A 24,383-nucleotide genomic window follows, 5' to 3' on the forward strand; every position below is an offset into this window, starting at 1 on the left:
CCGGGCCTCCATTGGCCGGCGATCCGCGCGGTCGATCGCGATCGAGCAGATCGCCTTCTGCACCGGGCGAACTCCACGTAGCATCAAATCGCCGCCACTACCTGATCCGCCTTACGCCTTTTCATGAACCTATCCTTGCACACCCTACCCCACACCAGTGACGGTGCCGCGTATGAACTGACAAGCCTTCACTTCGGCCCCGCGGACACCGGGAGGAAGGTCTATATCCAGGGCGGCCTGCACGCGGACGAAACACCGGGCATTCTGGTGGCCGTCACACTGGAACAACAGCTGCGTGAACTGGAAGCCGCAGGCAAATTGCGAGGCGAGGTCGTGCTCGTGAGCGCGGCGAATCCGGTCGGCTTAAGCCAATGGGTGATGGGCGCGCCAATTGGCCGTTTCGATCTGTCCAGCGGCCGCAATTTTAATCGTGATTATCCGATGCTCGCCGGCCAGATCGCCGAGGCCGTCGACGGCAAACTAACCCAGGACAGCGCGCAAAATCTCGCAGTGATCCGCGGCGCGTGGCGCGCGGCGTTGCTGCACCGCGAACCGTCGACCACGTTCGACGCGCTGCAGCGCAGCCTGATGCTGCTCTCCCACGACGCCGACATCGTGCTTGATCTGCATTGCTCGCGCGAAGCCGCGATGCACCTCTACACCGGTGAGGCGATCTGGCCTCGGGTCGAACCGCTCGCGCGTTATCTGGGCGCGGTCGCCTCGCTGCTGGCGCTCGATTCCGGTGGCCGCTCGTTCGACGAAGCGCACAGCTTCACCTGGTGGCAGTTGCGCGAGCGCTTTGGCCGTGACTTTCCGATACCCGACGGCTCGATCGCCGTGACGGTCGAACATCGCGGCCAGCGCGACGTGTCGTACGAACTCGCCCGGCAGGATGCGGATGCGATCATCGCCTACCTCACGCATCAGCAGATCGTCGACGGCCCTGTCGCGCCGCTGCCGGATCTGCTTGGGCCGGCCACGCCGCTCGCCGGCAGCGAGCAATTCCGTGCGCCAATCTCTGGCATCCTGATCCATCGCGTCAAGGTCGGCGAGACGGTCGACATTGGCCAGCCAGTATTCGATGTGCTCGACACCGTCAGCGGTCAGTGCACCACGTTGCAAAGCCACACGCAGGGCGTGCTCTACATGCGCCGCGATGTCCGATATGTACGCGCCGGTGATCCGCTTGGCCGTGTGACCGGCGCCGTGGCGCAGCGTGCCGGCATGCTGCTGAGCGCCTGATCCGATTTGCACTTCGATTCCGCCACGCCGCATGCTCCGCACCTTCGTTCCCACCGGGCTGCGTTCATGACACTGATCCAGTTGAAAGTGTTCTGTGCCGTCGTCGAACAAGGCAGCTTCCGCGCCGCCGCGCGAGCGTTCGACATGGCGCAAAGCACATTGACCCAGGCCATTCAAAATCTCGAACTCGAACTCGGCGTGACGTTGCTGAACCGCTCGCATCAAGGCATCAGCGTAACGGAGCCGGGCGAGCGTTTCCTGGTCAAGGCGAATGCGATCATCCGCGATTGCGAACGCGCGGCTCAGGACATGCAGCAACAGTGCGACGAACCTGAAGGACAGATCGCACTCGGTGTGACGTCGGAGCCACTGGCCGAATTCATCATGCCGGTCCTCAAGCGCTTCATCGCACGTTTTCCAAAAGTACGCGTGCATGTGTCAAGCGGCTATTCGAAGATGCTTATCGAAAAGATTCACGACGGCCGGCTCGATTTCGCGCTGTGTCCGCTGGCGCCCCAGGTGAATGACGCCGATCTGCGCATCGAGCGCCTGTATCACTCGGAAGCCGGTGTCATCGCGCGTAAAGGCCATCCGCTGGCGCACGCCACCTCGATCCGCGATCTGGCGGACTGCGACTGGGTGAGCCTGCAGCCGTCGGGTGTCGTAGGCGGTATCGAGAACCGCCTGATCAGCCTGTTCAGGGCTGAAGCGCTGGGGCCGCCACGTATCGTCACTACGGCGGAATCACTGCTGGAAACGCTGCATATTGTTTCGGAAACCGATTGCCTGACTATCGAGCCGCGCATGCTGGCTGATTTCAAGCTGTTCTCGCCGTCGCTGATCACGATTCCGATCCGCGAAGCATTCGATCCGCGCGATGTCTGCCTGATCAACCGGCGCGCGTCGCCGCTGACCAGCGTCGCGCAGGAATTCGTCGACATGCTGATTTCGTTCTCGCGCACACCACGCGGGGACGGCGTCAGCACCCTACTCTCGCACGCTCACAGACCCATGTAGCCCGTTTGTTTCATCTAAATCAGGAAAGCATCATGACTCGATATATCGACGTCAACGACGTAAAGCAACTGCTCCGCCATACCGGTACGGAGCACTTCATCCGCGAACTCGCCGGTTACATCCGCGCCGACTATCTGCGCTGGCCCGAGTTCGACAAATCGCCACGCGTGGCCAGCCATTCACGTGACGGAGTGATCGAACTAATGCCGGTCGCCGACAAGGCACTGTACGGTTTCAAATACGTGAATGGCCATCCGAACAACACACGCAGCAATATGCTGACAGTGATGGCGTTCGGCGTACTCGCCGAAGTGGCCACCGGCTTCCCGGTGCTGTTCAGCGAATTCACCATTGTCACTGCGCTGCGCACCGCCGCAACCTCGGCGCTCGCGGCCAGCGTGATGGCGCGCCCCGGCAGCCGCTCGATGGCATTGATCGGCAACGGCGCACAAAGCGAATTCCAGACGCTGGCCTTCAGGACGCTGCTCGGAATCGACGAAGTCCGCGTGTTCGACACCGACCCCGCCGCTACCGAGAAGCTGATCCGCAATCTGTCCTGTATCGAAGGCCTGACGCTTACGCGCGCGGCCAGCGTTCACGACGCCGTACGCGGCGCCGACATCGTCACGACGGTCACTGCCGACAAGACCAACGCCACTATCCTCACGCCGGACATGATCGAACCCGGTATGCATATCAACGCGGTGGGCGGCGACTGCCCGGGCAAGACGGAGTTGCATCCGCAGGTGTTGAACGGCGCGCGCGTGATGATCGAGTTCGAACCTCAGACCCGTATCGAAGGTGAAATCCAGCAATTGCCCGCGGACTCGCCAGTGGTCGAATTCTGGCGCGTGCTATCCGGTGAAATGCCGGGACGAGAATCCCCTGCACAGGTCACCATTTTTGATTCGGTCGGCTTCGCGCTGGAGGATTTCTCCGCGCTCCGCTATCTGAACGACCTGGCGGGCAAACATGGCGTCGGCGAAATTATCGACCTGATCGCGCGTCCATCAAATTGCAAGGATCTGTATTCGCTGGTGGCACCGGACTCGGAACTGCTCACGGGCTCGCGTCCGCTCACGGCTGCCGACGCTGTCAGCCAGAGCGCACGGCAGATGCTGCGGGCGGCGTCCCACGGCCTGCATTCGTCGGTCGCCGGCGCATAGCGAGGAACACGCGGATCTGTTCTTCGCCGATGAGTACCCGAAAAATTTCTGAGGCGCTATGCTTGCGGGGCTCGCGCGCGGCGACGCTGTCGGTTGGCGTGCGATATGAACGACGTCGCCATCATTGCAAAGGGTATTTTCATGACGTTGATCCAGCTTCGGGTGTTCTGCGCGGTGGTCGACCAGGGTAGCTTCCGGGCCGCCGCGCGAGCACTCGATATCGGACAAAGCACGTTGACGCAGGCGATCCAGAGTCTTGAAGCCGAGCTCGGCGTGACGCTGCTGAACCGCTCTCACCAGGGCATCAGTCTGACCGCGCCGGGCGAGCGGTTTCTGGTGCGCGCGAATGCGATCATTCTTGATTGCGAACGCGCCACCGAAGAAATGAAGCAGGTGACGGGCGAGCCGGAAGGTCACATTTCACTCGGCGTGACCTCAGAACCACTGGCGGAATTTCTGCTGCCGGTGCTCAAGCGTTTTATTGCACGTTACCCAAAGGTCCGCGTGCACGTGTCGAGCGGCTATTCGAAGATGCTGATCGAGAAGATCCGCGATGGGCGGCTCGATTTCGCGCTGTGTCCGATCGCGCCGCAAGTAAGCGACGTCGATCTGAATATCGAGCGGCTGTACCGATCGGCGCCCGGCATCATCGCGCGAAAGGGGCATCCTCTCGCGCAGGCGACATCGGTGCGCGAGCTAGCACATTGCGAATGGGTAAGTATCCGGCCGGCAGGGATCGTCGGCGGTGCGGAAAACCGCCTGGTCAGTCTGTTCAATGCACTGAACCTTGGGCCACCACGCATAGTGGTCACGGCCGAGTCGTTGCTCGAGACGCTGCACATCGTCTGCGAGTCCGACTTTCTCACCATCGAACCGCGTGTGCTGGTGGACCTCAAGCTGTTCTCCGAGGCAATCGTGGCGATTCCGATTCGCGAAGCATTCGACCCGCGCGACGTGTGCCTGATCAGCCGGCGTTCAGCGCCGTTGACCATGGTCGCGCAGGAATTGGTCAGCATGCTGATTTCGTACTCGCGTCTGTTGCATGGCGCCGGCTCGGGCCGCGGCTAAAAGGAATAGCTGGAGGATAGCCCGGAAGGATGGCTGAAAGCAGCGGCCCTCCACAGATGCGCGCACCGCTGCGTTCAGTCACGCTCAGCTCGCGAGCGTGCCGTTCAGATCGTCATGGCGCAGGCCGGCGCCATTGATGTTGACTTCGCGCCGGAACACCAGTTGCGGGCCGTCAAACTCCGCAGTGACGGTGTCGCGAAACGCGCTTTCGGCGAAAATCCACGTCATCTGCAAACGCTTTTCGTCGAGCCAGTGCGCGCGTGCGACGACCGGACTGTTGTCCAGATCGTAACCATGATGCAGATCGCTGCCCGGCATGTCGGTACGCGTTTCGATCCAGCGCCCGATACCGGCGACGATCGTATGACATCCTTGCGCATTGAGCAGGTTGAACGTGCAACGATCGTCCGCGAAGCCGAATTCGAGCGCTTCGACACCGTACGGGTTCGACGCCATCGTGAAACGCCGCATGCCGGACAGCACCGGCGTTGCGTTGGTCGCTGGGTTGGCCGCTTCATAGACGCATTTCCACGGTGCCGGCGCGTTGGGGCTTTGCCATGCTGCGAGTTTCGCCGCGAGACGGGCGTCGGCTGCCGCGGCGTCGGCGGCGGCGGCTGCGCGGCCAGTCGCCGGAGTGCGAAAGGCGGCCGGGAAATGGCGGTCAATTGACGGAAACAGCTGGCCACTGCCCTTGATCGCGCCGGTGACGGCAAGCGCGGCGCCATGCGCGGGGAACACCGTGACCATCTGCACGAACCGCCCGATCGCACTGAAGTTACCGTCGCTGCGCGTCCACCAGTGATAGCCATACCTGAACGGCTCGCCGTGAGGCTGGGTTGCCTGTTTTACCCACTTCTCAGGCAACAGGCGCCGCCCTTCCCATACGCCGTTCTGCGCGTGCAGGATGCCAAGCTTCAGCATATCGACCACCTTGGCCGTCAGACCGTTGCCGCCCGGATTGATGCCGTCCGGCCCCAGGTCCCACGTTTCGCCCTGAATGCCGAGCGGTTCGAAGATGCGCGGTTTCAGATAGTCGTGCAGCGTCTCGCCGGTCACTCGGCTCAGGATCGAGGACAGCACGTAGCTGGCCGCGCTGGTGTACATAAACGCGGTGCCCGGTCGATGGACCAGCGGAATCCTGAAGAACTCCGCGATCCAGCTCGTCTGCAGCGAACGCCATAGCGCGCCGGACGTCTCGCTCTCGTGACCGAGGCGCATTGTCAGCAGATCCTCGATGGTCATTTGCGCGAGCCAGTTTTCGTCGTTGCCCGCACCGCTGCGATCCGGCGTGGGCCTCGCCTCCGGGAAAAAGTCCACCACCTTGTCGTCGAGCCGGAACATGCCGTCTTCCAGTGCGAGGCCGATCGCACAGGCTGTGAAGCTCTTCGCCACCGAGTGCAGGATGCGCGGGCGGTCAGCGCGGTACGGCCAGCGCCATGCCTCGGCGACGACATGGCCGTCGCGATATAGCATGAACGAATGCAGATCGAGACCGGTCGATTCGACATCGTCGAGAAAGGCACCTACCGCATCGGCGTCGACACCGACAACGGACGGTGCGACACGTGTGAGCCCGTCGTCATGCCGCGCGGCAGCGAGAGAGTTAAGAGGCGCGGCGACGGAATCGACGACAGGATCAGACATGAATACTCCGGGTGAAACGAGATCGGGGACCATGGCGGGCACTGTATGCATCCGCCGCGCCCATGATCCTAGGGACAGCGGCGCCGCGAAGGAAGTCAGTCCAACCTATCACCGTCCGGAAATCGGATCGGCGAGTGCCAGGCGGGCATCCACCGCGTTGGCGACCTGCTGGCTGAATGCGTGGCAGCCCATCGTACCGCCCAGATCCGCCGTACGCGTACCCGGGTCGGCCAGCACGGCGTCGACGGCTGCTTCGATCGCATCTGCGGCTAGGATAAAAGCGGCTTGCGCGCTATGTTCGCCAATCCAGCGCAACAGCATGCTGACCGACAGGATCATCGAGGTCGGATTCGCTTTGTCCTGGTTTTGGATGTCTGGGGCCGAACCGTGCTGCGCCTGTGCACAGCAAAGCGCATCGCCCGCCATGATTGAGCCGCCCAGACCAAGACTGCCCGACAACTCCGCGGCGAGATCGCTGAGAATGTCGCCGTAGAAGTTGGTGGCGACCAGCACATCAAAATGCTCTGGCGAACGGACGAGGTGAGCCGCCGACGCGTCCACTAGCAGATCATCGAGCTGGACCTCGGGGAAGTCCTTCGCGACATGGCGAACGCATTCGAGAAACAATCCGTCCGTCATGTGAAAGCTGTTCGCCTTATGGATCGCCGTCACCTTCTTCCTGCGCTTCATCGCGAGTTCGAACGCCCGCCGCGCGATCCGCTCGCTGCAGCGACGCGTGATCTTGCGCACCGAGAGCGCCATGTCCTTCGACGGCATCATCTCGCCCCATCCCAGGTGCATGTTGCGATCGGGGTAGAAGCCTTCGGTGGCCTCACGCATGATCACAAGGTCCATGCGCTTGCCTTCGCGCAGGTTCGACGTCAGAGACGGGCGCGTGCGCGAGGGCCGCACGTTCGCGTACAGGTCGAGACCGCAGCGGAACGCCGCCGACACGTTACGCCCGCCTTTATCGGGCGGCGGGTAGTCGGCGTGCGAGATCGTCCCGAGGATCAGGCCGTCGTAGCCCGCGGCCTTTTCCAGTACCTCCGGGCGCAGCGTGGTGCCGTATGTGTCGAGGCTTTTGAAGCCGACATCTTCGTAGTCGAATTGAAGCTCGAGACCCAAGGCCCGGTCGGCTTTTTCAAGCACCGCAATCGAGGCCGCGATGATTTCCGGGCCGATTCCGTCGCCGGGCAAAACAAGGATACGCATGATGATTCGCTCAGGTTATTTCGAAGGGGTCCGGTGCTCGGCGGACACGGGTCGAGTCTCGCCGCTGTCGGCGAGAGTGCGCGTCGCGTCGGCACGTGCATAGATCCATAGGATCTTCATCGGCGCGGTCTTCGACACATTGCGGAAGCGGTGTGGCAAGTTCGGCGGGATGAAGGTGGTATCGAGTGGCTTGAGCCGGTACTCGAGCCCGTCAATGTCGAGAATCGCGTCGCCTTCGACCAACACGACGCTTTCCTGACAGTTGTGGCTATGAAACGGAATTTCGACGCCGGGCGCGAACGACGTGTAGCCGGTGATGAAGCTGTCCGAGCCTAGCGCTTTGCTGACCAGCGGCGTGGTGCTGGCGCCGCCGCCGCGATCATAGGTGGGAAGGTGGTCGGGTTGCAGCAACGCGGCGCCGGAAGGGGTCGTGATCGTCATGAAGTGTTCCTGAGTGCAACGTCGGGTTGGGAAACAGGATCAGCGAGCGGGCCCGATCCAAACTGTCTTGATGTTCGTGAATTCGCGAATGCCGACCGCGCCGAGTTCGCGTCCGTAGCCCGATTGCTTGACGCCGCCGAACGGCAGCCGCGCATCCGAAGCCACCACGCCGTTGACGAACACTGCACCGGCGTCGATTTGCCGGACAAGTTCTTTCGCGTGCTGGACATCGGCAGTCCAGAGGGCGGCGCCGAGCCCGAATTCGGTCGCATTCGCGAGCGCGATCGCCGAGTGGGTCTCGGCCACGCGCAGGATGGCAGCCACCGGGCCAAAGGTTTCCTCGCAGGCGGCGACCATGTCCGGCGCCACCCGGTCGAGCACCGTCGGTGCATAGAAGAAGCCCGGACCGGCCAGCGGCTGGCCGCCCACCTTCAGCACAGCGCCGGCCTCGAGCGTGCGCCCGACCTGCCGGTGCAGTTCATCGCGCAGGCTCGCACGCGCCATCGGGCCGATCGTCGTGTCGCGTTCGGTCGGGTCGCCGACTTTCAACTGCTTCACACCCGCGCAGAACAGCTCGACGAAGCGGTCCGCGACCTTCTCGTCGACGATGAAACGCTTGGCTGAGATACAGCTTTGCCCCGTATTCGAGAAGCGCGCCTTCACGGCGGCCTTCGCGGCGGCCTCGACGTCGGCATCGGCGAGCACGATGAACGGGTCCGAGCCGCCGAGTTCCAGCACCTGCTTTTTCATCGCGCGTCCGGCTTGCGATGCGACCAGCTTGCCGACGGCGGTTGAGCCGGTCAGCGTAAGCGCGGCGATGCGCGGGTCGTCGATCAGCGCCGCGACGTCTTGCGACTCGATCAATAGCGACGCAACAAGACCGGCGGGCAGGTCGGCGTCCGCAAATACCGAGTTGATCGCCATCGCGCATTGAGGCACGTTGGCCGCGTGCTTCAGGATGGCGCCATTACCTGCGCAAAGTGCCGGCGCCGCGAAGCGGATGAACTGCCACAGCGGGTAGTTCCACGGCATGATTGCCAGCACTACGCCAAGCGGATCGTAAACGACGAAGCTCTCGCTCGCGTTGCTCGCGACCGTCTCATCATGCAGATACTGCGCCGCGTGTTCCGCATAAAAGTGGCACGTCCACGCCGATTTTTCGACCTCAGCTTCCGACTCCACAATTGGCTTGCCCATTTCCAGTGTGATCAGCGCGGCGAGTTCCGCTTTGCGGCGTAACAGCACGTCGCCAATTCGCGCGACCGCAGCCGCCCGCAGCGCGAGTGGCTCGCGGCTCCAACGTCGCTGGGCGGCGCTCGCCTCCACGAGCGCCTGTTCGACGCGGGTGGGCGAATCGGCATCGAAGGTGGCTTCGACGCCTTCCGTGGCTGGATTCAAAGTGCGAAACATGCGCATTCCTGGAATGTGAGGAGTGTTCGGACTGCACGCGCGGGCGCGTACGGCCGGCTAGGCAAGCAGGAATCGGACGCTCCGGACAGCCGAGGGCCGCGATAGTAGCCGGGCTGAAACGGCGCCTGCGGGAGGTCCAATGCAGAATAATGGTATTTTATATACTCACAAAACCTTGTACAGCTTTTTTTGTTATTCGTATAACTGGACAAAGCAACGGTCGATCTTTCGATCGCTCCCACTCCTCTGCCCGCCCGACACTAGGGAAAGCGCGCTCGTCGCGGAGACTGATACTTGTCGATGCGGGTTTTTTTGAACTGGTACTTTGGCTTGTTATAGATCCAAATTTGGGTTGTGGTACGATCACGCCGAAGTATCTGGAGCCGATTTCCACATGACACGCGCCCTCGCTGACGTGCTCGCAGCGAACATCCACCAGTACATCGTCCAGACCCCTATCGCGCCCGGGACACGATTGCCCGAACGCGCGCTTGCCGAGCGGTTCCACGTGTCACGCTCGCCCGTTCGCGAGGCGCTGAAGCGTCTCGCTGCTCAAGCGGTGGTCGCCGCACATCCCGATGGCGGATACGCCGTTGCCGAAGCAGTCATGCCGGCCGCTGCCGCGGCGACCCGTGAGACCGGCGATGCCAACGAGCAGACCTACCTGGCGATTGCTGAAGACCGGCTTGCCGGCGATCTTCCGGAACGCGTGACGGAAAACGAACTGATGCGCCGATACAGGGTCACGCGTGCGCAGTTAAACGCGATACTTCGGCGGATGGCGCAGGAAGGCTGGATAGAGCGCCGGCCGGGGCATGGATGGATGTTTCAGCCGGTTTTGACCTCTGCCGAAACGTACCGGCAAGGTTATCGATACCGCCTGTTGATTGAATCGGCCGGGATACTTGAACCCACGTTTCAGCTCGATCGAGCAGCTTTGCTGCGCTGCCGGGCGGAACAGGAGGTTCTCGCGAACGGCGGAGTTCGCACTGCGTCGCCTGCGGTGCTTTTCGACGCGAACAGCCGCTTGCACGAAACGATCGCGGCATGCTCGGGCAATGCTTTTATCGTCGACGGTCTGCGCCGTCTTGACCGGCTACGCCGGCTGATGGAATACCGCAAAGCCGTCGACCGGGATCAGGCGGAGCGGCGTTGCCAGGAACATCTGACGCTTATCGATCTGCTCCTCACGGATCAGCGGGAGGCCGCGGCGGATTTCCTGAAGCTGCACTTGCACAACGCTGTTCGGGAGAAGACGTCCGACTGAAGCCGAAAACGTCTTGCGATTGCGATCGACGTGCCTGATAGCCCAGATTGATTGCATTTATTCTCGCTAAAATGCAAAAATAAAGCCATGAATTCCACATACTCCTCGAACGAAGCGCAATTGGTCGTCGATGACGCCAGCTTTCGTTATATCGACCTTCCCGGCCAGTTCGGCGACACATTGTGCGAGTTGCCGGTCGTACTCCGTCTGCTGCTGGAAAATGTCATGCGGAATACCGACGGTGAGGAACGGCGGCAAGCCGTGGCAGGCATCCTTGGATGGACCGCGCACGCCACCAGCGAGGTGGAAATCGCGTTTCAGCCAAATCGGGTCCTGATGCACGACACCACCAGCACACCCGCGCTGGTCGACATCGCCGCCATGCGGGACACGCTCGCCGAGGCCGGCGTCGATCCCGCGTCACTCAATCCCATGTTGCCTGTGGACTCATCGGTCGACCACTCGCTCGCGGTGGAATATTTCGCTCAAGCCGACGCGGCCCCGCTCAATCTGCAACTCGAACTTCGTCGCAATGCGGAGCGTTACCGGTTTCTGCGGTGGGCATCCGCAGCGCTCAAGGGCGTGCGGATTCATCCGCCGGGTACGGGCATCATGCATACGATCAACCTGGAACAACTCGCGACGGTGGTGTCGATTGTCGAGCACGCCGGCGAACCGTGGGCTGTGCCCGATACGCTGATCGGCACGGACAGTCACACGCCGATGATTAACGGGATCGGTGTACTTGGTTGGGGGGTGGGCGGCCTGGAAGCGCAGACCGTGATGTTCGGCATGCCGGTGATGCAGCGCATCCCTGACGTGATCGGGGTTCGTCTCACCGGCGCGATGCGCCCGGGCGTGCTCGCCACGGACCTCGCGCTGACCGTCACGCACCGGCTTCGCGAGATCGGCGTCTCCGGCGAGTTCGTCGAATTCTTCGGGCCGGGCGTGTCAACACTGACTGCCGGCGAACGAGCGGTGGTGGCGAACATGGCGCCTGAATACGGCGCGTCCACCGGTTTTTTCCCGGTTGATCACCATACGCTGACCTATCTGCGCTCGACCAACCGCTCCGCCAAAGTAATCCGGCTGGTCGAGGCGTTCACGAAACAGGCGGGCCTGTGGTTCGATCCGGTCAGCGAGCCGCGCTACACGAACACGATCAGCGTCAATCTTGCAAGTATCGGTATGCACGTTGCAGGGCCGCGTCGTCCCCAAGACCTCCTCGACTATTCGCAAACCTCCTCTGCACTGGTTCAACTGGACTTCAAACCGGTCCGGCCGCACCGGCTTATGCCGACGTACCCCGTTGCGATCGCCGCGATCACCAGTTGCACGAACACGTCCGATCCTGCCTTGCTGATCGCTGCCGGGCTCGTTGCCCGCAAGGCGCGCGCGCTGGGCCTCAGGGTGCCGGCGTGGATCAAGACATCGCTCGGCCCGGGTTCGCCCGCCGCCGCCGCGTATCTCGAACGCGCAGGTTTGATCGATGATCTCGCGGCTGTCGGCTTCGCTATTGTCGGATACGGTTGCACCACATGTATAGGCAATTCCGGACCACTCACGGAGCCGGTACGCTCAGCAATGGCCGGGCAATCGATCTATCCCGTGGCGATGCTGTCCGGCAACCGCAACTTCCCTGGCCGTATCCATCCGGACATGGACCTCAGCTTCATCATGTCGCCGCCGCTTGTGATTGCTTTCGCGCTTGCAGGAAACGCCGCGGCTGATCTAAGCCAAGAACCGCTCCAGAACACTGCTGACGGAACGCCGGTGTATCTGCGCGACCTGTGGCCCACCAACGAGGAAGTGGCCGAAGTCTTGAGCGCCGCAGCCGACCCGCTCGACTACCCGCGTGCATTTGCGCTCGCGAGTAAGAATCCGTCATGGCATGATCTCGCTGCGCCCGCGAGCGCCCAATTTCCGTGGAACCCCGCTTCCACCGCGTTGCGCCGGCCGCCGTTTGCGTCGCTCGCCGAAGGCAGCCAGCTCGGCAGCTACAGTGCTTATCCACTGCTCGTCCTTGGCGATGACGTCACAACAGATCACATTTCGCCTGCGAGCGGCATTCCGAAAGACAGCTTCGTCGCCGACTTTCTGGTCTCGCGTGGCGACGACCGCAACGACCTGAATGTATTCGCGTCGCGCCGCGGCAACTGGGAAGTGATGATGCGCGCCGCGTTCTACAACCGCACGCTAGTAAACCGGCTGCGACCCGGCATGCCCGTCGCGCATACGCTACATGTGCCCAGCGGCGACGTGCTGCCAATCTTCGAAGCCGCCAACCGGTACCGGGAACACGGCGATCCGGTGGTGCTCGTCGCCGGCGAGCGATATGGCACGGGTTCGTCGCGTGACTGGGCTGCGAAGGGCCAACGGCTGCTCGGAATTCGCGCGGTACTGGCCGTGAGTTTCGAGCGGATTCATCGCTCGAATCTGATTGGCATGGGTATTCTGCCGCTACGCTTCGCGTCCGGCATCCATCCGGACACGCTTGCCCTTCAGCCCGGCGATACGCTCGAAGTCGATGCGCCGGCGCAATCGTTGTCACCGAGATGCCGGATTTCCGTGCGTGTCGTTCGCGTTGACGGGCGAATAGAACCGGTGGAGACGACTGCCGCGGTCGAGACAAAACTGGAATGTCAGTTGCTGCGTTCCGGTGGCGTCATCCCACTGATATTGCAGAACACTCTCGCGGCCCAGAAGGGCTGAGGACAAGTCCGTTCGTGCGCCGGCAGACAGGCCGATTCCCGTGATTGAGCGCTCCATTGCAACTCAGATTGTCGAACTGATCAGGTCGGAAGGACTGGAGGCCGGCAGTCATCTGCCCGCGCAGATGCTGGCCGACCGCTTACGCGTGTCGCGCTCGCCGGTGAACGAGGCGCTCGCGCTGTTGCATGAGAAAGGCGTGCTGACGCGCGAGAAGAACCGCGGCTTCTTTGTGGCGAAGCCGGTCGTAGACCCGCTTTCCGACGTTGTGGGATTGTTCGGCCTGGGCGAGACGGATGTCATCACAAGCGTGTACCTCCAGATCGCCGACGATCTGCTGAAGGGCGAACTCCCTAACGAATTCTCCGAGCAACTGATCCGCAACCGCTACGGCCTCACCAGCGCGCAACTGACCGCAGTGCTCGCGCGAATCGCTAGGGAAGGCTGGGCTGAGCGCAAGCCCGGCTACGGCTGGCGATTCTCGCCCATGCTCACGACGCCGGACAGTCTGCTCAAATCGTACCGCCTGCGTCTTGCGCTCGAACCCGCCGCACTGCTCGAACCCGGCTATCACCTCGATCCGAAGATTCTCGAGCGCTGTCGCGCCGTCGAGCTTCACCTGCTCGCGGGCGGCATTGAAACCGCGACTGCGGATCAGCTGCACGATCGAGGCGTACGCTTTCACGAATCGCTGATCGAAGCGTCGGGAAACAACTTCTTTATCGACACGATCAAACGGGTCAACCGGGTTCGTCGGATTCTTTCCTATCGATCGATGCAACATCGCAAACGCTATGTCGAGCACTGCAGACAGCATCTGCATGTGCTTGATCTGCTCGAACGCGAGCGCAACGACGAGGCATCCGAAGCGCTCCGTCAGCATCTGATGCATACGCTCGACGCCCTATCCCGCATCAGGGAAATCCTTCAACCATGAGCCGCGCTTTAATGAACACTGTCGAATCCTGAAACCTATGGACTTCGGTCAACTCATCGTTACCGCCCCAACGCCCGCCGGGAAGCTGCGTGCTTCGATCAACTTAGGCAATATGATCCTCGCCAGCCGCGTCCCACCCCAAGGCGATCCTTTCGGCGTATCGGTCCATCTCACCCGCGCCTTCACCGAACATTTGGCGGTCGAACTGGAGCTGGCGGTATTCGACGCGGCAGGCAAATCCGTCGAGGCCATCAGCAACGAGCGCGCCGATATCGGCTTTCTTGCAGTCGATGTGCTACGTGCTCAGGCGATTGCGTTCACCGCGCCGTACCTGCTGATCGAGGGCTTCGACCTCGTTCGCGACAGTTCTTCCATTACCGCGAAACGGGACGTCGACCAGCCGGACAACAGGGTGGTGGAAGGCAAAGGCAGCGCGTATGAGCTGTTTCTGTCGTGGGCACTCGAAGCCGCGCAAACCGTCCACGAGCCAACCTCGCCGACCGTCGTTCAGACCTTTGTCGGGCAGGAGCTGGAGATCGCGGCGGGCGTGAACAACGACTTGAGGCCGATGCCAGCCGACTGCCAGGCTTACGGCTTCGCGACGAGCGGTTCATGGTCGTCCAGCAAACGATCGGCACGCCAAAGAACACGCGGCCCCGCAGCGCCTGCGGTATTGCATCAGTTCCTCGAAGAGATGAAAGAATCCGGCTTCGTTTCAACGTCGCTCGCCCGGCATGAAATTGCCGGGGCCTCGGTTGCGCCGTTTGCCTGAGCGGCCCTGAACTCGAGGACGGACGGACCGGGATATCGGAATAGTCGATCGCGATCAACCGATTGCCCTTCCCGAGACATTCTTTGATCATTAAATTGCCCTTCGTCAAGGAAAGGCAAATACCGATCAACCCACTAGCCATTCGTGGCGGAGCACTTAATGCGTCCTGCAGCCGTATCCCAAGCTTATTCCAGACCCGCTGTCTTGCTTCACTGGATCATCGCCGCGCTCGTCGCGCTTGCCTACACTGCGATGCTCGTGCGCGGACCCAAGGGCACCGATGCGCGGGTAATGTGGAATACCGTGCACTACTGCGCCGGTGCGCTCGTGCTGACATTGGCGGTGCTCAGGGTGCTCTGGCGTTTGTGGAATGGCACGCCGCCCGACATCGAAGCGTCGCGCGCGCTGACCTTTCTCGCGCGGCTCGCGCATCTCGCACTTTATGTCTTTATCTTCGTGCAGCCTCTGCTCGGCCTCCTGACGCTCAACAGCAGTGGCTTCCCTCTGGTGCTGCCCGGCATCGATCTGCATATCCAACTGGTAGGAAAAGATCCGCTCGCCCGCAAGGTCATTCACGACATTCACATCGTGATCGGCAATGCCTTCTACTGGATCATCGGGCTGCACGCGCTCTCCGCGCTGGTCCATCACCTGATCTTCAAGGACGACACCTTACGGCGCATGACCGGACGCACCGGCACGCGCCCCGCACAGCCGGGGATATCGAAATAGCCGATCACGATCACAGATCTGCCCTTCCCTGGACAATTCTGGATAACTACATTGTTTATCGATGCGGAAATATGCGGACCCAAAGCTGATTTCCGCATGGTCGCCGAGTCGCTTCGCCCCATTCCGCGACGCACTGGGCAACTCGGCCAGCCATCCCTCTAGCCGACAGCGCCCTTAAGTTCACCAACGTAACCCCCATTACCACGGCCTCTGAAAACCCAGGCGCGGGATCGTCGTGCCTGTCGATCAAGGTCGCAAACAAAAACAAGGAAGTGAGATGGAGAAGACATCAACACGGACATCCAGACGCAAGCGAGCGGCGCTCGCTGCAGCCAGCCTGGGACTATCTGTGGTGGTCATGCCGGGAGCCGTGCATGCACAGGCTGCAGCCAGTCAGTCGTCCTCGGACCTGGCCGGTAAGGATGCGGCGGTTCAAGCGGCCGACGTGCCTGCTGCCGCGGACACGCCGAATAGCGCGGCAGGGAGCACCGCCCCCGCGAGCGGCGCGAGTACGGCGACCGCGACCCGGCGCGCCCAGGCAGCGGCCGCCGGCCAAAGCGGCAGCGGCGCCGCCAACGGCATCCCGATGACAGTCAACGTGGTGTCGCGTTCGTCGATCGATCAGCAGCAGCCCACCGACTCCTACGAGGCTTTGCGCGGTGCGGCCGGCATCTCCAGTTCGGCCGGTGCGTCGGTGGCGGACAACGTGTCGATTCGCGGCATTGCGCTCGAAGGCCGCACGAGTTTCCGCCTCAACGGTGCACTGCCCATCAACAACTTCCTCGCGATGCCGCTTGAAGACAAGCAGGCCGAAGAAGCATTGAAGGGTGCGGCGGCCCTTCTCTTCGGGATTGCGAGCCCCTCGGGCATCGTCAACCTGGTCACCAAGCGCGCGGGCGATACGCCCAATGCGTCCATCGGCATCTCTGGCACGACCAATGGAGAGATCGTGGGCAGCGTGGACGTGGGCCGGCGCTTCGGTCCCGACAATCAGTTCGGCCTGCGTGTGAATGCGGCAGGCGGTCACCTGTCGAGTACGATCGACGACGTCGAAGGTTCGCGCAACTTCGTGGGTGTGGCAGCCGACTGGCGGCCTACCAATCGCCTATCGTTCAAACTCGACTTCGAGGATTACGAGCGCAGGATCACCGAGCAGTCGACCATCGGCCTGCTCTCTCCGGTGAACGGTAAGATCACGCTTCCCGCCGTGCCAAATCCGAACCGGCTGCTTTCGGGTGATTGGGCCGCGTACAAGGCCCGGGCGCAGAACATTCTGTTGCGCACGGACTACAAGATCACCGACGACTGGAGAGTACTCGCAGAAGCTGGCCGTGCCGAGACTATCCGCGACACCCGCGACCTCTCCACGCTCATGAACTACGACCCGATTACCGGCCAGGGGACGCTCGTCACCAAGCTCGTGCGTGATCAGGACTACGTGAACAAGTATGCCCGCGTCGAGGCCAACGGCAAGTTCAACACCGGTGCTCTATTCGAGCATCATCTGACGTTCGGCGTGATGTACAACGATCGATATCAGAACAATCCGTCCGTGCAATCGGTCAGCACGCCGCAAAACCTGTTCAACCCGGTCACGCTACCCGCACCGGTGCGCACCCAGCCGATCGTGGAACTACCGCAGGACAGCAAGGACACTGGCGTGTACATCTACGACGCCGTAACGTTCGCCAAACGCCTGACAGTGATCGGCGGCATGCGTCGCACCGATTATTCGTTGACCGCCCAGCAGGCAAAAGGTCCAAGCACCCATTTTCAAACGACTAATTACTCGCCGGCCATTGGCGTCACCTTCCTGCTGCGTCCTGACACCTCGCTCTATGCGAGCTATATGACGGGACTGCAGGAGACGGGCCTCGCGCCCAGCACGGCCGTCAACGCGTTCCAGACGCTACCGCCGTCGGTCGCCAAGCAGAAGGAAGTCGGAATCCGCTCGAGCGCCCTGTTCGGCTTCAACGGCACCCTGGCCTACTTTGATATCGACCGCGGCACCGCGCAACTGAATGATCAGAATGTGTTCGTGACTGACGGCCGCTCGACCTACAGAGGCGTGGAGGCGTCGTTCGGCGGTGAGGTCAACCGCGCATGGACGTTCAATCTGGCGGGTCAGTATCTGCATGCGCGCACCTCCGGCGCGTCGAATCCCGCGTTGTCGGACACTCGGCCGGAAAACACGCCTAACTTCACATTGAGCATCAGCGTCACCTATCATCCGAGCATCCTGCCGGGCAGCAGCTTGAGCGCGGGCATGTTCCGCACCGGCGGTCAGGCGGTGAATAACGCCAACCAGGCCTTTATCCCCGCCTATACGGTGTACACGCTCGGTGCGGGCTATACGACCCGCATCGCCGGTCATCGCACTACCCTTGCGCTCAACGTAAATAACCTTGCCAACGACCGCCACTTTTCAGCGGCCGGCAACGGGTTGCTGATCGTCGGTCCGGCCCGCTCGATTCGCTTCTCGGCGAGAACCGACTTCTGAGTGTGCAGCGGCGATTTGTGGGATGAGTGCCGCGCTGCACGAGAGCGGCCTGTCCATGCCCGCACGGCTGGATGGGCGCACTAGTGGCGTCGAGAAAGTGCCGCGATGAGCTGCTACAACGACGTAGTAGTAACTGCACCTACGGAGTCGGTACGCTCGCTCATTTGGGATTTTGCGCCTCGGCTGAACGTCAGCGCCCCGTGTCAATAGCACAGGTCAATGCGAAATTTGCCACAAAGGTCCGGCTCACCGAGCAGATTGTTCGCCGCATTGTGCGTGACCACGAACTCACCGAGGCGCGGTTCGACGCACAGGGTGACTTTCGCCCACAACTCAGGGGAAGGTGGGTCGGGCGATACGTCTGCTACCGCGAACAGCGGTAATGACAGGCTGGTCGCAAGCAATATGAGTCTCTGCGTATATGTACATCCGCGCGACGCCCACGGTCACCTTTTGCCGCCACCGCGAGACAATGGGCTCGTCAACCGACGTCGTGAACAGGCGGCGCCGTTCGCTCAAGGGTCGAGATGAAAGCCGCTTTCCTTGCACTCGTACTCGCATGCTCGCCAGCAATGGCCGGCACCGTTGATCCTACCGACCTCATCTCGCGGCAGAGCGGGCTACCCGCGGGTGAGGTGCAAGGCATGCTTGCGAACTGCGATGCAAATCAGGTCAGCCTGAATTTCTGTGCGTGGCGCGACAGAGTTGTTGCCGAACAGAGACTGCAGGACATCGTCGACGACAGAGTCGCAAAGTCACCCGGCTGCAAAGCCCGCCTCGACAGCAAAATCACCGCATTGAGGAAGCGACGCGATGCGAGTTGCAAGATGTCGGCAGAGGCAGTAAACGGAGGCGGTTCGATCGTCCTGATGGAAATTGCCGCCTGCCAGGCCGCAGAGACCGATCGTATGGCGAAGATGATCGCATCGGCACGCCGGTGCAATTGACGTGGGAGCCAACTGGTCGCTGACAACAAGGGATGGAACTCATCTATCGCAGTCTGGTTGATAAATTCCCTTATGTCGATCTTATGTAGGAGTACCGAGTTCATTGTCGTTGTGATTGTTCATTGCACACCCCACCATCGTTTCGATAGTGTTGATATCTTTCTTCATCAAACGGCGGACGAGACCCGGTATCGCCGGGTCTTATACATATACTGCTCCAAATGCACAACCCATCCTCGTTCGCCACGCCAAGTCGCCACACTTAAGAGCATTGCGATCGGCTAAGTATGAAATCGAAAGTAAGTGTGCTGAACGGGCCGCTCATCATGGTGCCGTCGGGTGAGCGACCGCCTTCGTGACGAATCCAAGGTGCGATGAGCGAGGATCGCACTCCGAATACGGCGTCACAATCGAGATACCGATCGCCTTCACGAAATACATGGGTTACGAGCCGGTCGTACCCGGGCGCAGTGATCATGAAGTGCAGATGTGCTGGGCGCCAGGGATGACGGCCCAACGCTCGGAGCATGCGCCCTACCGGACCATCGTGCGGGATCGGATACGGCTCGGCCACTATGGAGCGGAAGAAATACCGTCCGTCCGGACCGGTGTGCAGCACCCCCCGCGCACGCTGCTCTCCGTCGCTTGCATGCTGCACGTCGTAAAGCCCTTGAGCGTCTGCTTGCCACACCTCGATGCGAGCGCCGTCAAGCGGTTGACCATCGGGACCCCGCACGACCCCAGACACGAAGCATGGCTCACCGATCGCACCGTTGGCGATATCATCGCCGTTTTGATAGGCCGGAGCGTTCTCGACGAAAAATGGGCCGAAAACGGTGGCCTGCGTGCAGTCATCCGGCTTCCGGTGTGCCATGGCCGTGACCAGCATCGAAAGGCCTAGAGTATCCGATAAAAGGACGAATTCTTGACGGCGCTCATGCGTAGCATGCCCGACATCGGTCAGAAAGCGAATCCCGGCATCCCATTCGCTTTCTGTGAGGCCAACCTCGCGGGCGAAAGCATGGAGATGGTGAACGAGACAGGAGACAATAGCCTTTAGCCTGCCGTCAGGGGCGCATTCGTGGCTCGCAATAACGGCCTCTGTAATGGAATTTTCGTCGAGGTTTTGCATTGTGCACCTTGTTTGCGGAGCGCTTGGTTGTGAACGGAATCGGAAATGAGAACTGCATCGTGGCAACCAACTGCCGCGTTGGTATAAGAGCGAGGCGCAGCAGTCATGCCTTTGAAGTAAGAACACTTTCCATAAGGCTTTATTCCCACGACGGTCTCGACCTAAACAAAAAGCGCCAGTTTCGACGGTGTCCGCGCCCGCCCCGGGGCCCCGCCTGATTGCGCCGCGTCTCACACCAGGGAGCATCCACCTATCTGTATCTGTTAGCGCCCACGAATCTCTAACGTGACCGGCGACAATTGCACCACGCCGAAGTCGGCACCCTTTCACATCAGGGCAAATCCTCAACCTCTATACGGACTATTGCCGGCCGCCATTCGCTTTTTCCGCGCTCTGATATCGACTTGTCCACTAGGTCCCCTTGCGGGTCACCTGCCGGATTGACATTTTTTGCACATGCGGAACTTGCCTTGCCTCGACGTCCGCATCGCGGCTCGCAGCATCACCACACATCATCACGGAGCTCGGTGTCTTTCGACGAGTGCTTGTCCTTTGAGCTTCAGACCCGGCAGTTGCCCTCCGCGCCTGTCTAATGAGGCATTGCTAGCCGTAGAGCAGGTCACGGCAACACGGCACCTTGCGAAGCGTGACAAGAAAAAAGCGAGCTTTCCCGCCTACTGCATGCCGCTCACCGCGCAGCCGACGGCGACACGTGTCGCACTGCAGCAGCGGATGTAAGAGCCGAGCACTAAAGAGAAGCGATCAACGGTCATACTACGCCAGTCGAATGGCTAAAAGAGCTCCATTTGAGCCGCCCGAAGAAGCCTTTACACTTGACAACAGCTCATGCAAGACCGAGAAGCAAAGGCGCATCAGTCTCCGCAGGATGGACCGGCACGAGGGTGGGCGTTGTCAAAGCCAGCGCCTGACCGCGCACAATAGCCCACGTAAGCGGGGGCCATGACTATGCGATGAGGCAGCGCATGGCAAGGTTAGTTGCAACTTGCACCGTGCCGACCACCGCGCGGAAACATCTCATCGAGCCCCTGCAAAATCGCGTGGTTACCGTCAATGCGGAATAAATGTGATGGGTGGCGTGTTTTGGTGTCAACCCCGGCCTTGTGGCCTTAATTTGTGGTTGATAGTCATGTCCCCCCTTTACAGAATGCTGCTCGTATACGACGGCACAGACGAATCACAGGCGGCGCTGGCGCGTTGCGCGCAACTCTCTCTCGCGTTGTCGGCGCAGGTCGACGTAGTGTCGGTCGCTGACTGCCTCAGCCCGACCGCGAGGTCCGCAGGCATGTTAAGCGATCTCGCCTATGGCTACCAAGAAGAAGTCGCTCGCCATACACTTCGCATCGCCATCGCAAAGCTTGCGCAAAATGGCGTCACGGCGCACGGCTACATTTACTTTGAACACATCGTCGACGCTGTCTCGCGCCATGCAGCGGCTCTCAGTTCGAATATCGTAGTGGTAGGCCATCGAAGACGTAATCGACTCGCGCGCTGGCTCGGCCAGCGACCAGTTCATCTCGATCTGGCCGAACGCCTGTGCGGATCGACTGTCGTCACTGTGACACTGCCGTTGGCGAAAGGTCGCTCGCAACAAACACGCCGATGACTGCGACCACCCACCCATCGTCTTCGCGCCGATGGCAACACGCCTTGCGCGCCTAAGCAGAGAAGTCATTGGTGTCGCTCCGACGCCATGCGGAGAAGAGGGCGTTATTATCGCAAGCGCACACCGCTCGGTACGCAGGCGTGTAGCGCGTAGTCGAGACCGTCTCGCGGATATCTGGAACCGCAGGAGTTGCTCAAGTAGGCTGGAACAAATTGACGGTGGTTCCGCTGGAATTTTAGGCGAAAGCGCCCCATCTTGAAGAGCGCACGAATGTTTCGCAAGGGCATCCATCCGCAGCAGCATTGGTCTTGAAGACATAGTGCGCTGCGGTCAGCTCGCGGGTGTCAGTTTCCAATGCAAGCGAGGCGTAGGTCTGAGTGTAGGCGAGCATTTCAGCCATGAAACGCTCTAGCAGTTCCGCGGCCGTGTCCAAATTCCAGCAGCGCCTCGTCAGGCAAGTGCACCAGCCCCGCGCGCGCGCCAGCCGACCCGGCAGGACGGCTACGAATGCCTGCAGCGGTACTTCTGCATGGGCCGCCTCTGCCGCGGTGCGCACCGGCTTGGTTACTTCCAGCGCCAGCAACGCCGGTACATCGTAAAGGCAAGTTTCGACGGCTGCATCTGCGTCCGCGTCACCCTGCCAGCGCAGCCGTTCTAGCCATTGATGCGACACATTGATGAATTCGGTGTTGACTTGTGCCGCCAGGTCGGAAACCTTTGTAGTCGCAGCAAGGAACACGCCGTCCGGATGGGCCAACGCAGGAATGCCGATGAGCGCGGTCGTGTACCTCGAATGCACAAACCCGTACCCTCGGAACTTACGGTTTAGCGCCCCGCCGAAAGTACAGAAACCAATCCACACTGCAATGGAGAGCAAAAAGAGTTCTGGAACCTGACCGAACACAGCGGTGATGGCAATGGCCATGACAGCCCCAATAATGGTGCCCGTAAAGCGGTAAAAGCTCTTGGCGAGTACCATGCCCGTTTGTGCTGCATCACGATGAAAGCGGCCACCATCGCCGTGCGTGGCGACGGTAGATCAAGCTGCATGCAAAGGCGCATGACGAGCAGCGCGGCGAGCACGGTCCGCAGTAAGGCCATCGCCGCGAGCCCTCCGAACAGCCCGTTACGGGCCGCCCTGAAAAGCCTCCCGGCAGATGTGGGAGTTCGGCGGGCATTCATCGGGCGCCTCCCGTGGTTGCACTAGCAACAGTGTTGTTGGAAGTTTGACCTCGTCTGTCTTCTAACCCGTCGAATGCGCTTCCTGTTGACCGCGCGCGCTCGATTTGGCAGCGAACTCTATTCGAGAGAATAAGAGGAACCTCTCCGCCACGCGGCTGCGGCTGAAGCCGCATATCGGCAACGCCGTGCCATGATGGAGTGTCGAATGTTCATCAAGCCCAGCGAGAGGGGAAAGGCCATGGCTATTGCACTATGGAAACTCAACTTGCCAAAACGGTAGTGGCCGTACATGGCACCAATTCACGCCGGCCAGGCGATTGCTGGTCAAGCCACGTTTAAATCAACTCGACCGGATCGTTTACTCGCACAGTCCCGACCTGTATAGGTTCCGCGTACACGCCGATGTTGCCACCGTTATTCTGGTAAATCGCCTTGAGAACAGCCATGTCCTTTGGCAAATCTCCTTGCGCCAAGGTCGTCATCACACATCGTTGAGTCAGCTGCTTTATTTTCAGCACGACCTCACCTATGCGCAAGGTTCGCCCAACCCATGCGTTCTCGACAAAGCCTTCCTCGCCATCGGTTCGGATGACAAGATTTGGACGGAAGCGGCGGCTTTCGATCCGACTTCCAGGCACTGTTTTTCGGAGCGCGTCGATGGTCGACGTCGTCAGGATATGGATCAGACCGATGTCGAAGAACGTCCCCGGCGGGGATATCTTGTCGAAAACGAAGTCGTGGTCGGACACGCCTTCGACAGTAGGCACGAAACCCTCGAACCCCTTGTCCGATTCATCTGGCCGCACGAGACGTACGGCTTTGCGCAGCGCCGCGGATAGCGTCTGCTCAGCGTCGCCGGATGTCGAGTCGACCACGTCGCCGTTGGGCAAAGTGATATGCACCGGTGGCACTTCCTCAGGCGAAACCGGAGGCGCTGTGAAACGGGCACGATACGCGAACATCTCCGGCCACTTTTGGGGATGCTTCGCATTGACGAGTTTGTTGGTCTCAACATCGATCAGCGAGTAAGCGCGGTCGCCCGCTACTCCGCGTTTCGTAACCAGGACCGAGTTGAGTTCCTCTCCCATCATTGACTTGACGGGATATCGGCAAATCGATGCAATAACGGTTTGTAAGGCTGACATCGCACAGGCTTCCTATTCTTGCGGGGCCGGGGTGCCACGCTGAAATGGATGTTACTGGCGCAACACCTTTCAAACGTGGAAAACCATGCAGCGGATCCTGCCAAGGTGGCGTCGAACTCTGCCATTCGCGGGCGTAACCAAGCATTTGACGCCAACCGCCTCGGACGTGGAACAACCAACTCGTCCGCCCAGGCAAAGTTCGACGGAGCAACTCCAGCGTCAAAAATTGGGTTAGA

The 24,383-nt window shown here is 61.0% G+C and carries 19 protein-coding genes and 1 pseudogene; 12 read left to right on the top strand and 8 right to left on the bottom strand.

The genetic code is table 11. The annotated features are described in order from the left end of the window. The first annotated feature begins 123 nt into the window (after window positions 1-123). From J2W46_RS28260 to J2W46_RS28275, 4 genes are all read left to right on the top strand, one after another. On the top strand, window positions 124-1,242 hold the full coding sequence (locus J2W46_RS28260; RefSeq protein WP_374726876.1) for a succinylglutamate desuccinylase/aspartoacylase family protein: 1,119 nt from the start codon (window positions 124-126) through the stop codon (window positions 1,240-1,242). Window positions 1,243-1,308: 66 nt separating this feature from the next. Then, window positions 1,309-2,259, top strand: a complete 951-nt coding sequence (locus J2W46_RS28265; RefSeq protein WP_310358225.1) for a LysR family transcriptional regulator — start codon at window positions 1,309-1,311, stop codon at window positions 2,257-2,259. A gap of 32 nt (window positions 2,260-2,291) precedes the next feature. After that, the gene (locus J2W46_RS28270; protein ID WP_310358227.1) at window positions 2,292-3,425 is read left to right on the top strand and encodes an ornithine cyclodeaminase; all 1,134 of its coding nucleotides are present in this window, start codon (window positions 2,292-2,294) and stop codon (window positions 3,423-3,425) included. A gap of 105 nt (window positions 3,426-3,530) precedes the next feature. Beyond that, on the top strand, window positions 3,531-4,493 hold the full coding sequence (locus tag J2W46_RS28275; RefSeq protein ID WP_310358230.1) for a LysR substrate-binding domain-containing protein: 963 nt from the start codon (window positions 3,531-3,533) through the stop codon (window positions 4,491-4,493). 84 nt (window positions 4,494-4,577) lie between these two features. Here the strand turns inward: J2W46_RS28275 and J2W46_RS28280 are convergent, their stop codons facing one another. From J2W46_RS28280 to J2W46_RS28295, 4 genes are all read right to left on the bottom strand, one after another. After that, window positions 4,578-6,137 carry a serine hydrolase domain-containing protein gene (locus tag J2W46_RS28280; RefSeq protein ID WP_310358231.1) on the bottom strand — a complete coding sequence of 520 codons (1,560 nt, stop codon included), beginning with the start codon at window positions 6,135-6,137 and terminating at the stop codon, window positions 4,578-4,580. Between the two features lie 108 nt (window positions 6,138-6,245). Further along, window positions 6,246-7,349: an isocitrate/isopropylmalate dehydrogenase family protein gene (locus tag J2W46_RS28285; protein ID WP_310358233.1), complete on the bottom strand. Its 1,104-nt coding sequence runs from the start codon at window positions 7,347-7,349 to the stop codon at window positions 6,246-6,248. A gap of 15 nt (window positions 7,350-7,364) precedes the next feature. Then, entirely contained in the window at window positions 7,365-7,790 is a 426-nt protein-coding gene (locus tag J2W46_RS28290) for a cupin domain-containing protein (RefSeq protein ID WP_310358236.1), read from the bottom strand. A gap of 39 nt (window positions 7,791-7,829) precedes the next feature. Beyond that, window positions 7,830-9,200: an NAD-dependent succinate-semialdehyde dehydrogenase gene (locus J2W46_RS28295; RefSeq protein WP_310358238.1), complete on the bottom strand. Its 1,371-nt coding sequence runs from the start codon at window positions 9,198-9,200 to the stop codon at window positions 7,830-7,832. Between the two features lie 394 nt (window positions 9,201-9,594). On the opposite strand from J2W46_RS28295, the gene J2W46_RS28300 reads away from it, so the two are divergent. The 6 genes and pseudogenes from J2W46_RS28300 to J2W46_RS28325 all read left to right on the top strand — a co-directional run bounded on the left by J2W46_RS28300 (window position 9,595) and on the right by J2W46_RS28325 (window position 18,117). Then, the gene (locus J2W46_RS28300; RefSeq protein WP_310358239.1) at window positions 9,595-10,467 is read left to right on the top strand and encodes a GntR family transcriptional regulator; all 873 of its coding nucleotides are present in this window, start codon (window positions 9,595-9,597) and stop codon (window positions 10,465-10,467) included. A gap of 87 nt (window positions 10,468-10,554) precedes the next feature. Further along, window positions 10,555-13,179, top strand: coding sequence for an aconitate hydratase AcnA (gene acnA / locus J2W46_RS28305; RefSeq protein ID WP_310358241.1), 2,625 nt, complete (start codon window positions 10,555-10,557; stop codon window positions 13,177-13,179). A 40-nt stretch (window positions 13,180-13,219) separates the two neighbouring features. Then, the gene (locus J2W46_RS28310; protein WP_310358244.1) at window positions 13,220-14,113 is read left to right on the top strand and encodes a GntR family transcriptional regulator; all 894 of its coding nucleotides are present in this window, start codon (window positions 13,220-13,222) and stop codon (window positions 14,111-14,113) included. A 37-nt stretch (window positions 14,114-14,150) separates the two neighbouring features. Continuing rightward, a pseudogene (locus J2W46_RS28315) lies at window positions 14,151-14,885 on the top strand (ABC transporter substrate-binding protein). A 159-nt stretch (window positions 14,886-15,044) separates the two neighbouring features. Then, window positions 15,045-15,617 carry a cytochrome b gene (locus tag J2W46_RS28320; protein ID WP_310358247.1) on the top strand — a complete coding sequence of 191 codons (573 nt, stop codon included), beginning with the start codon at window positions 15,045-15,047 and terminating at the stop codon, window positions 15,615-15,617. 277 nt (window positions 15,618-15,894) lie between these two features. Further along, a complete protein-coding gene (locus J2W46_RS28325; RefSeq protein ID WP_310358249.1) occupies window positions 15,895-18,117 on the top strand; it encodes a TonB-dependent siderophore receptor in 2,223 nt (740 codons plus the stop codon). 203 nt (window positions 18,118-18,320) lie between these two features. Here J2W46_RS28325 and J2W46_RS28330 read toward each other — a convergent pair whose 3' ends face one another. Next, the gene (locus J2W46_RS28330) at window positions 18,321-18,521 is read right to left on the bottom strand and encodes a hypothetical protein (RefSeq protein ID WP_310358250.1); all 201 of its coding nucleotides are present in this window, start codon (window positions 18,519-18,521) and stop codon (window positions 18,321-18,323) included. A gap of 168 nt (window positions 18,522-18,689) precedes the next feature. On the opposite strand from J2W46_RS28330, the gene J2W46_RS28335 reads away from it, so the two are divergent. Next, window positions 18,690-19,064: a lysozyme inhibitor LprI family protein gene (locus J2W46_RS28335; RefSeq protein WP_310358251.1), complete on the top strand. Its 375-nt coding sequence runs from the start codon at window positions 18,690-18,692 to the stop codon at window positions 19,062-19,064. 262 nt (window positions 19,065-19,326) lie between these two features. On the opposite strand, the gene J2W46_RS28340 is transcribed toward J2W46_RS28335, so the two are convergent. After that, entirely contained in the window at window positions 19,327-20,196 is an 870-nt protein-coding gene (locus J2W46_RS28340; RefSeq protein ID WP_310358253.1) for an intradiol ring-cleavage dioxygenase, read from the bottom strand. A 1,165-nt stretch (window positions 20,197-21,361) separates the two neighbouring features. Between J2W46_RS28340 and J2W46_RS28345 the strand changes: the two genes are divergently transcribed. Then, window positions 21,362-21,820 carry a universal stress protein gene (locus tag J2W46_RS28345; protein WP_310358481.1) on the top strand — a complete coding sequence of 153 codons (459 nt, stop codon included), beginning with the start codon at window positions 21,362-21,364 and terminating at the stop codon, window positions 21,818-21,820. A 235-nt stretch (window positions 21,821-22,055) separates the two neighbouring features. Here the strand turns inward: J2W46_RS28345 and J2W46_RS28350 are convergent, their stop codons facing one another. Together J2W46_RS28350 and J2W46_RS28355 are read right to left on the bottom strand one after the other, a co-directional pair. Further along, window positions 22,056-22,799 carry an FUSC family protein gene (locus J2W46_RS28350; protein ID WP_310358254.1) on the bottom strand — a complete coding sequence of 248 codons (744 nt, stop codon included), beginning with the start codon at window positions 22,797-22,799 and terminating at the stop codon, window positions 22,056-22,058. Between the two features lie 538 nt (window positions 22,800-23,337). Further along, window positions 23,338-24,147 carry an MOSC domain-containing protein gene (locus J2W46_RS28355; protein WP_310358257.1) on the bottom strand — a complete coding sequence of 270 codons (810 nt, stop codon included), beginning with the start codon at window positions 24,145-24,147 and terminating at the stop codon, window positions 23,338-23,340. Window positions 24,148-24,383: the final 236 nt, after the last annotated feature.

This window comes from Paraburkholderia strydomiana, assembly GCF_031456815.1.
Classification (GTDB): Bacteria; Pseudomonadota; Gammaproteobacteria; order Burkholderiales; family Burkholderiaceae; genus Paraburkholderia; species Paraburkholderia caledonica.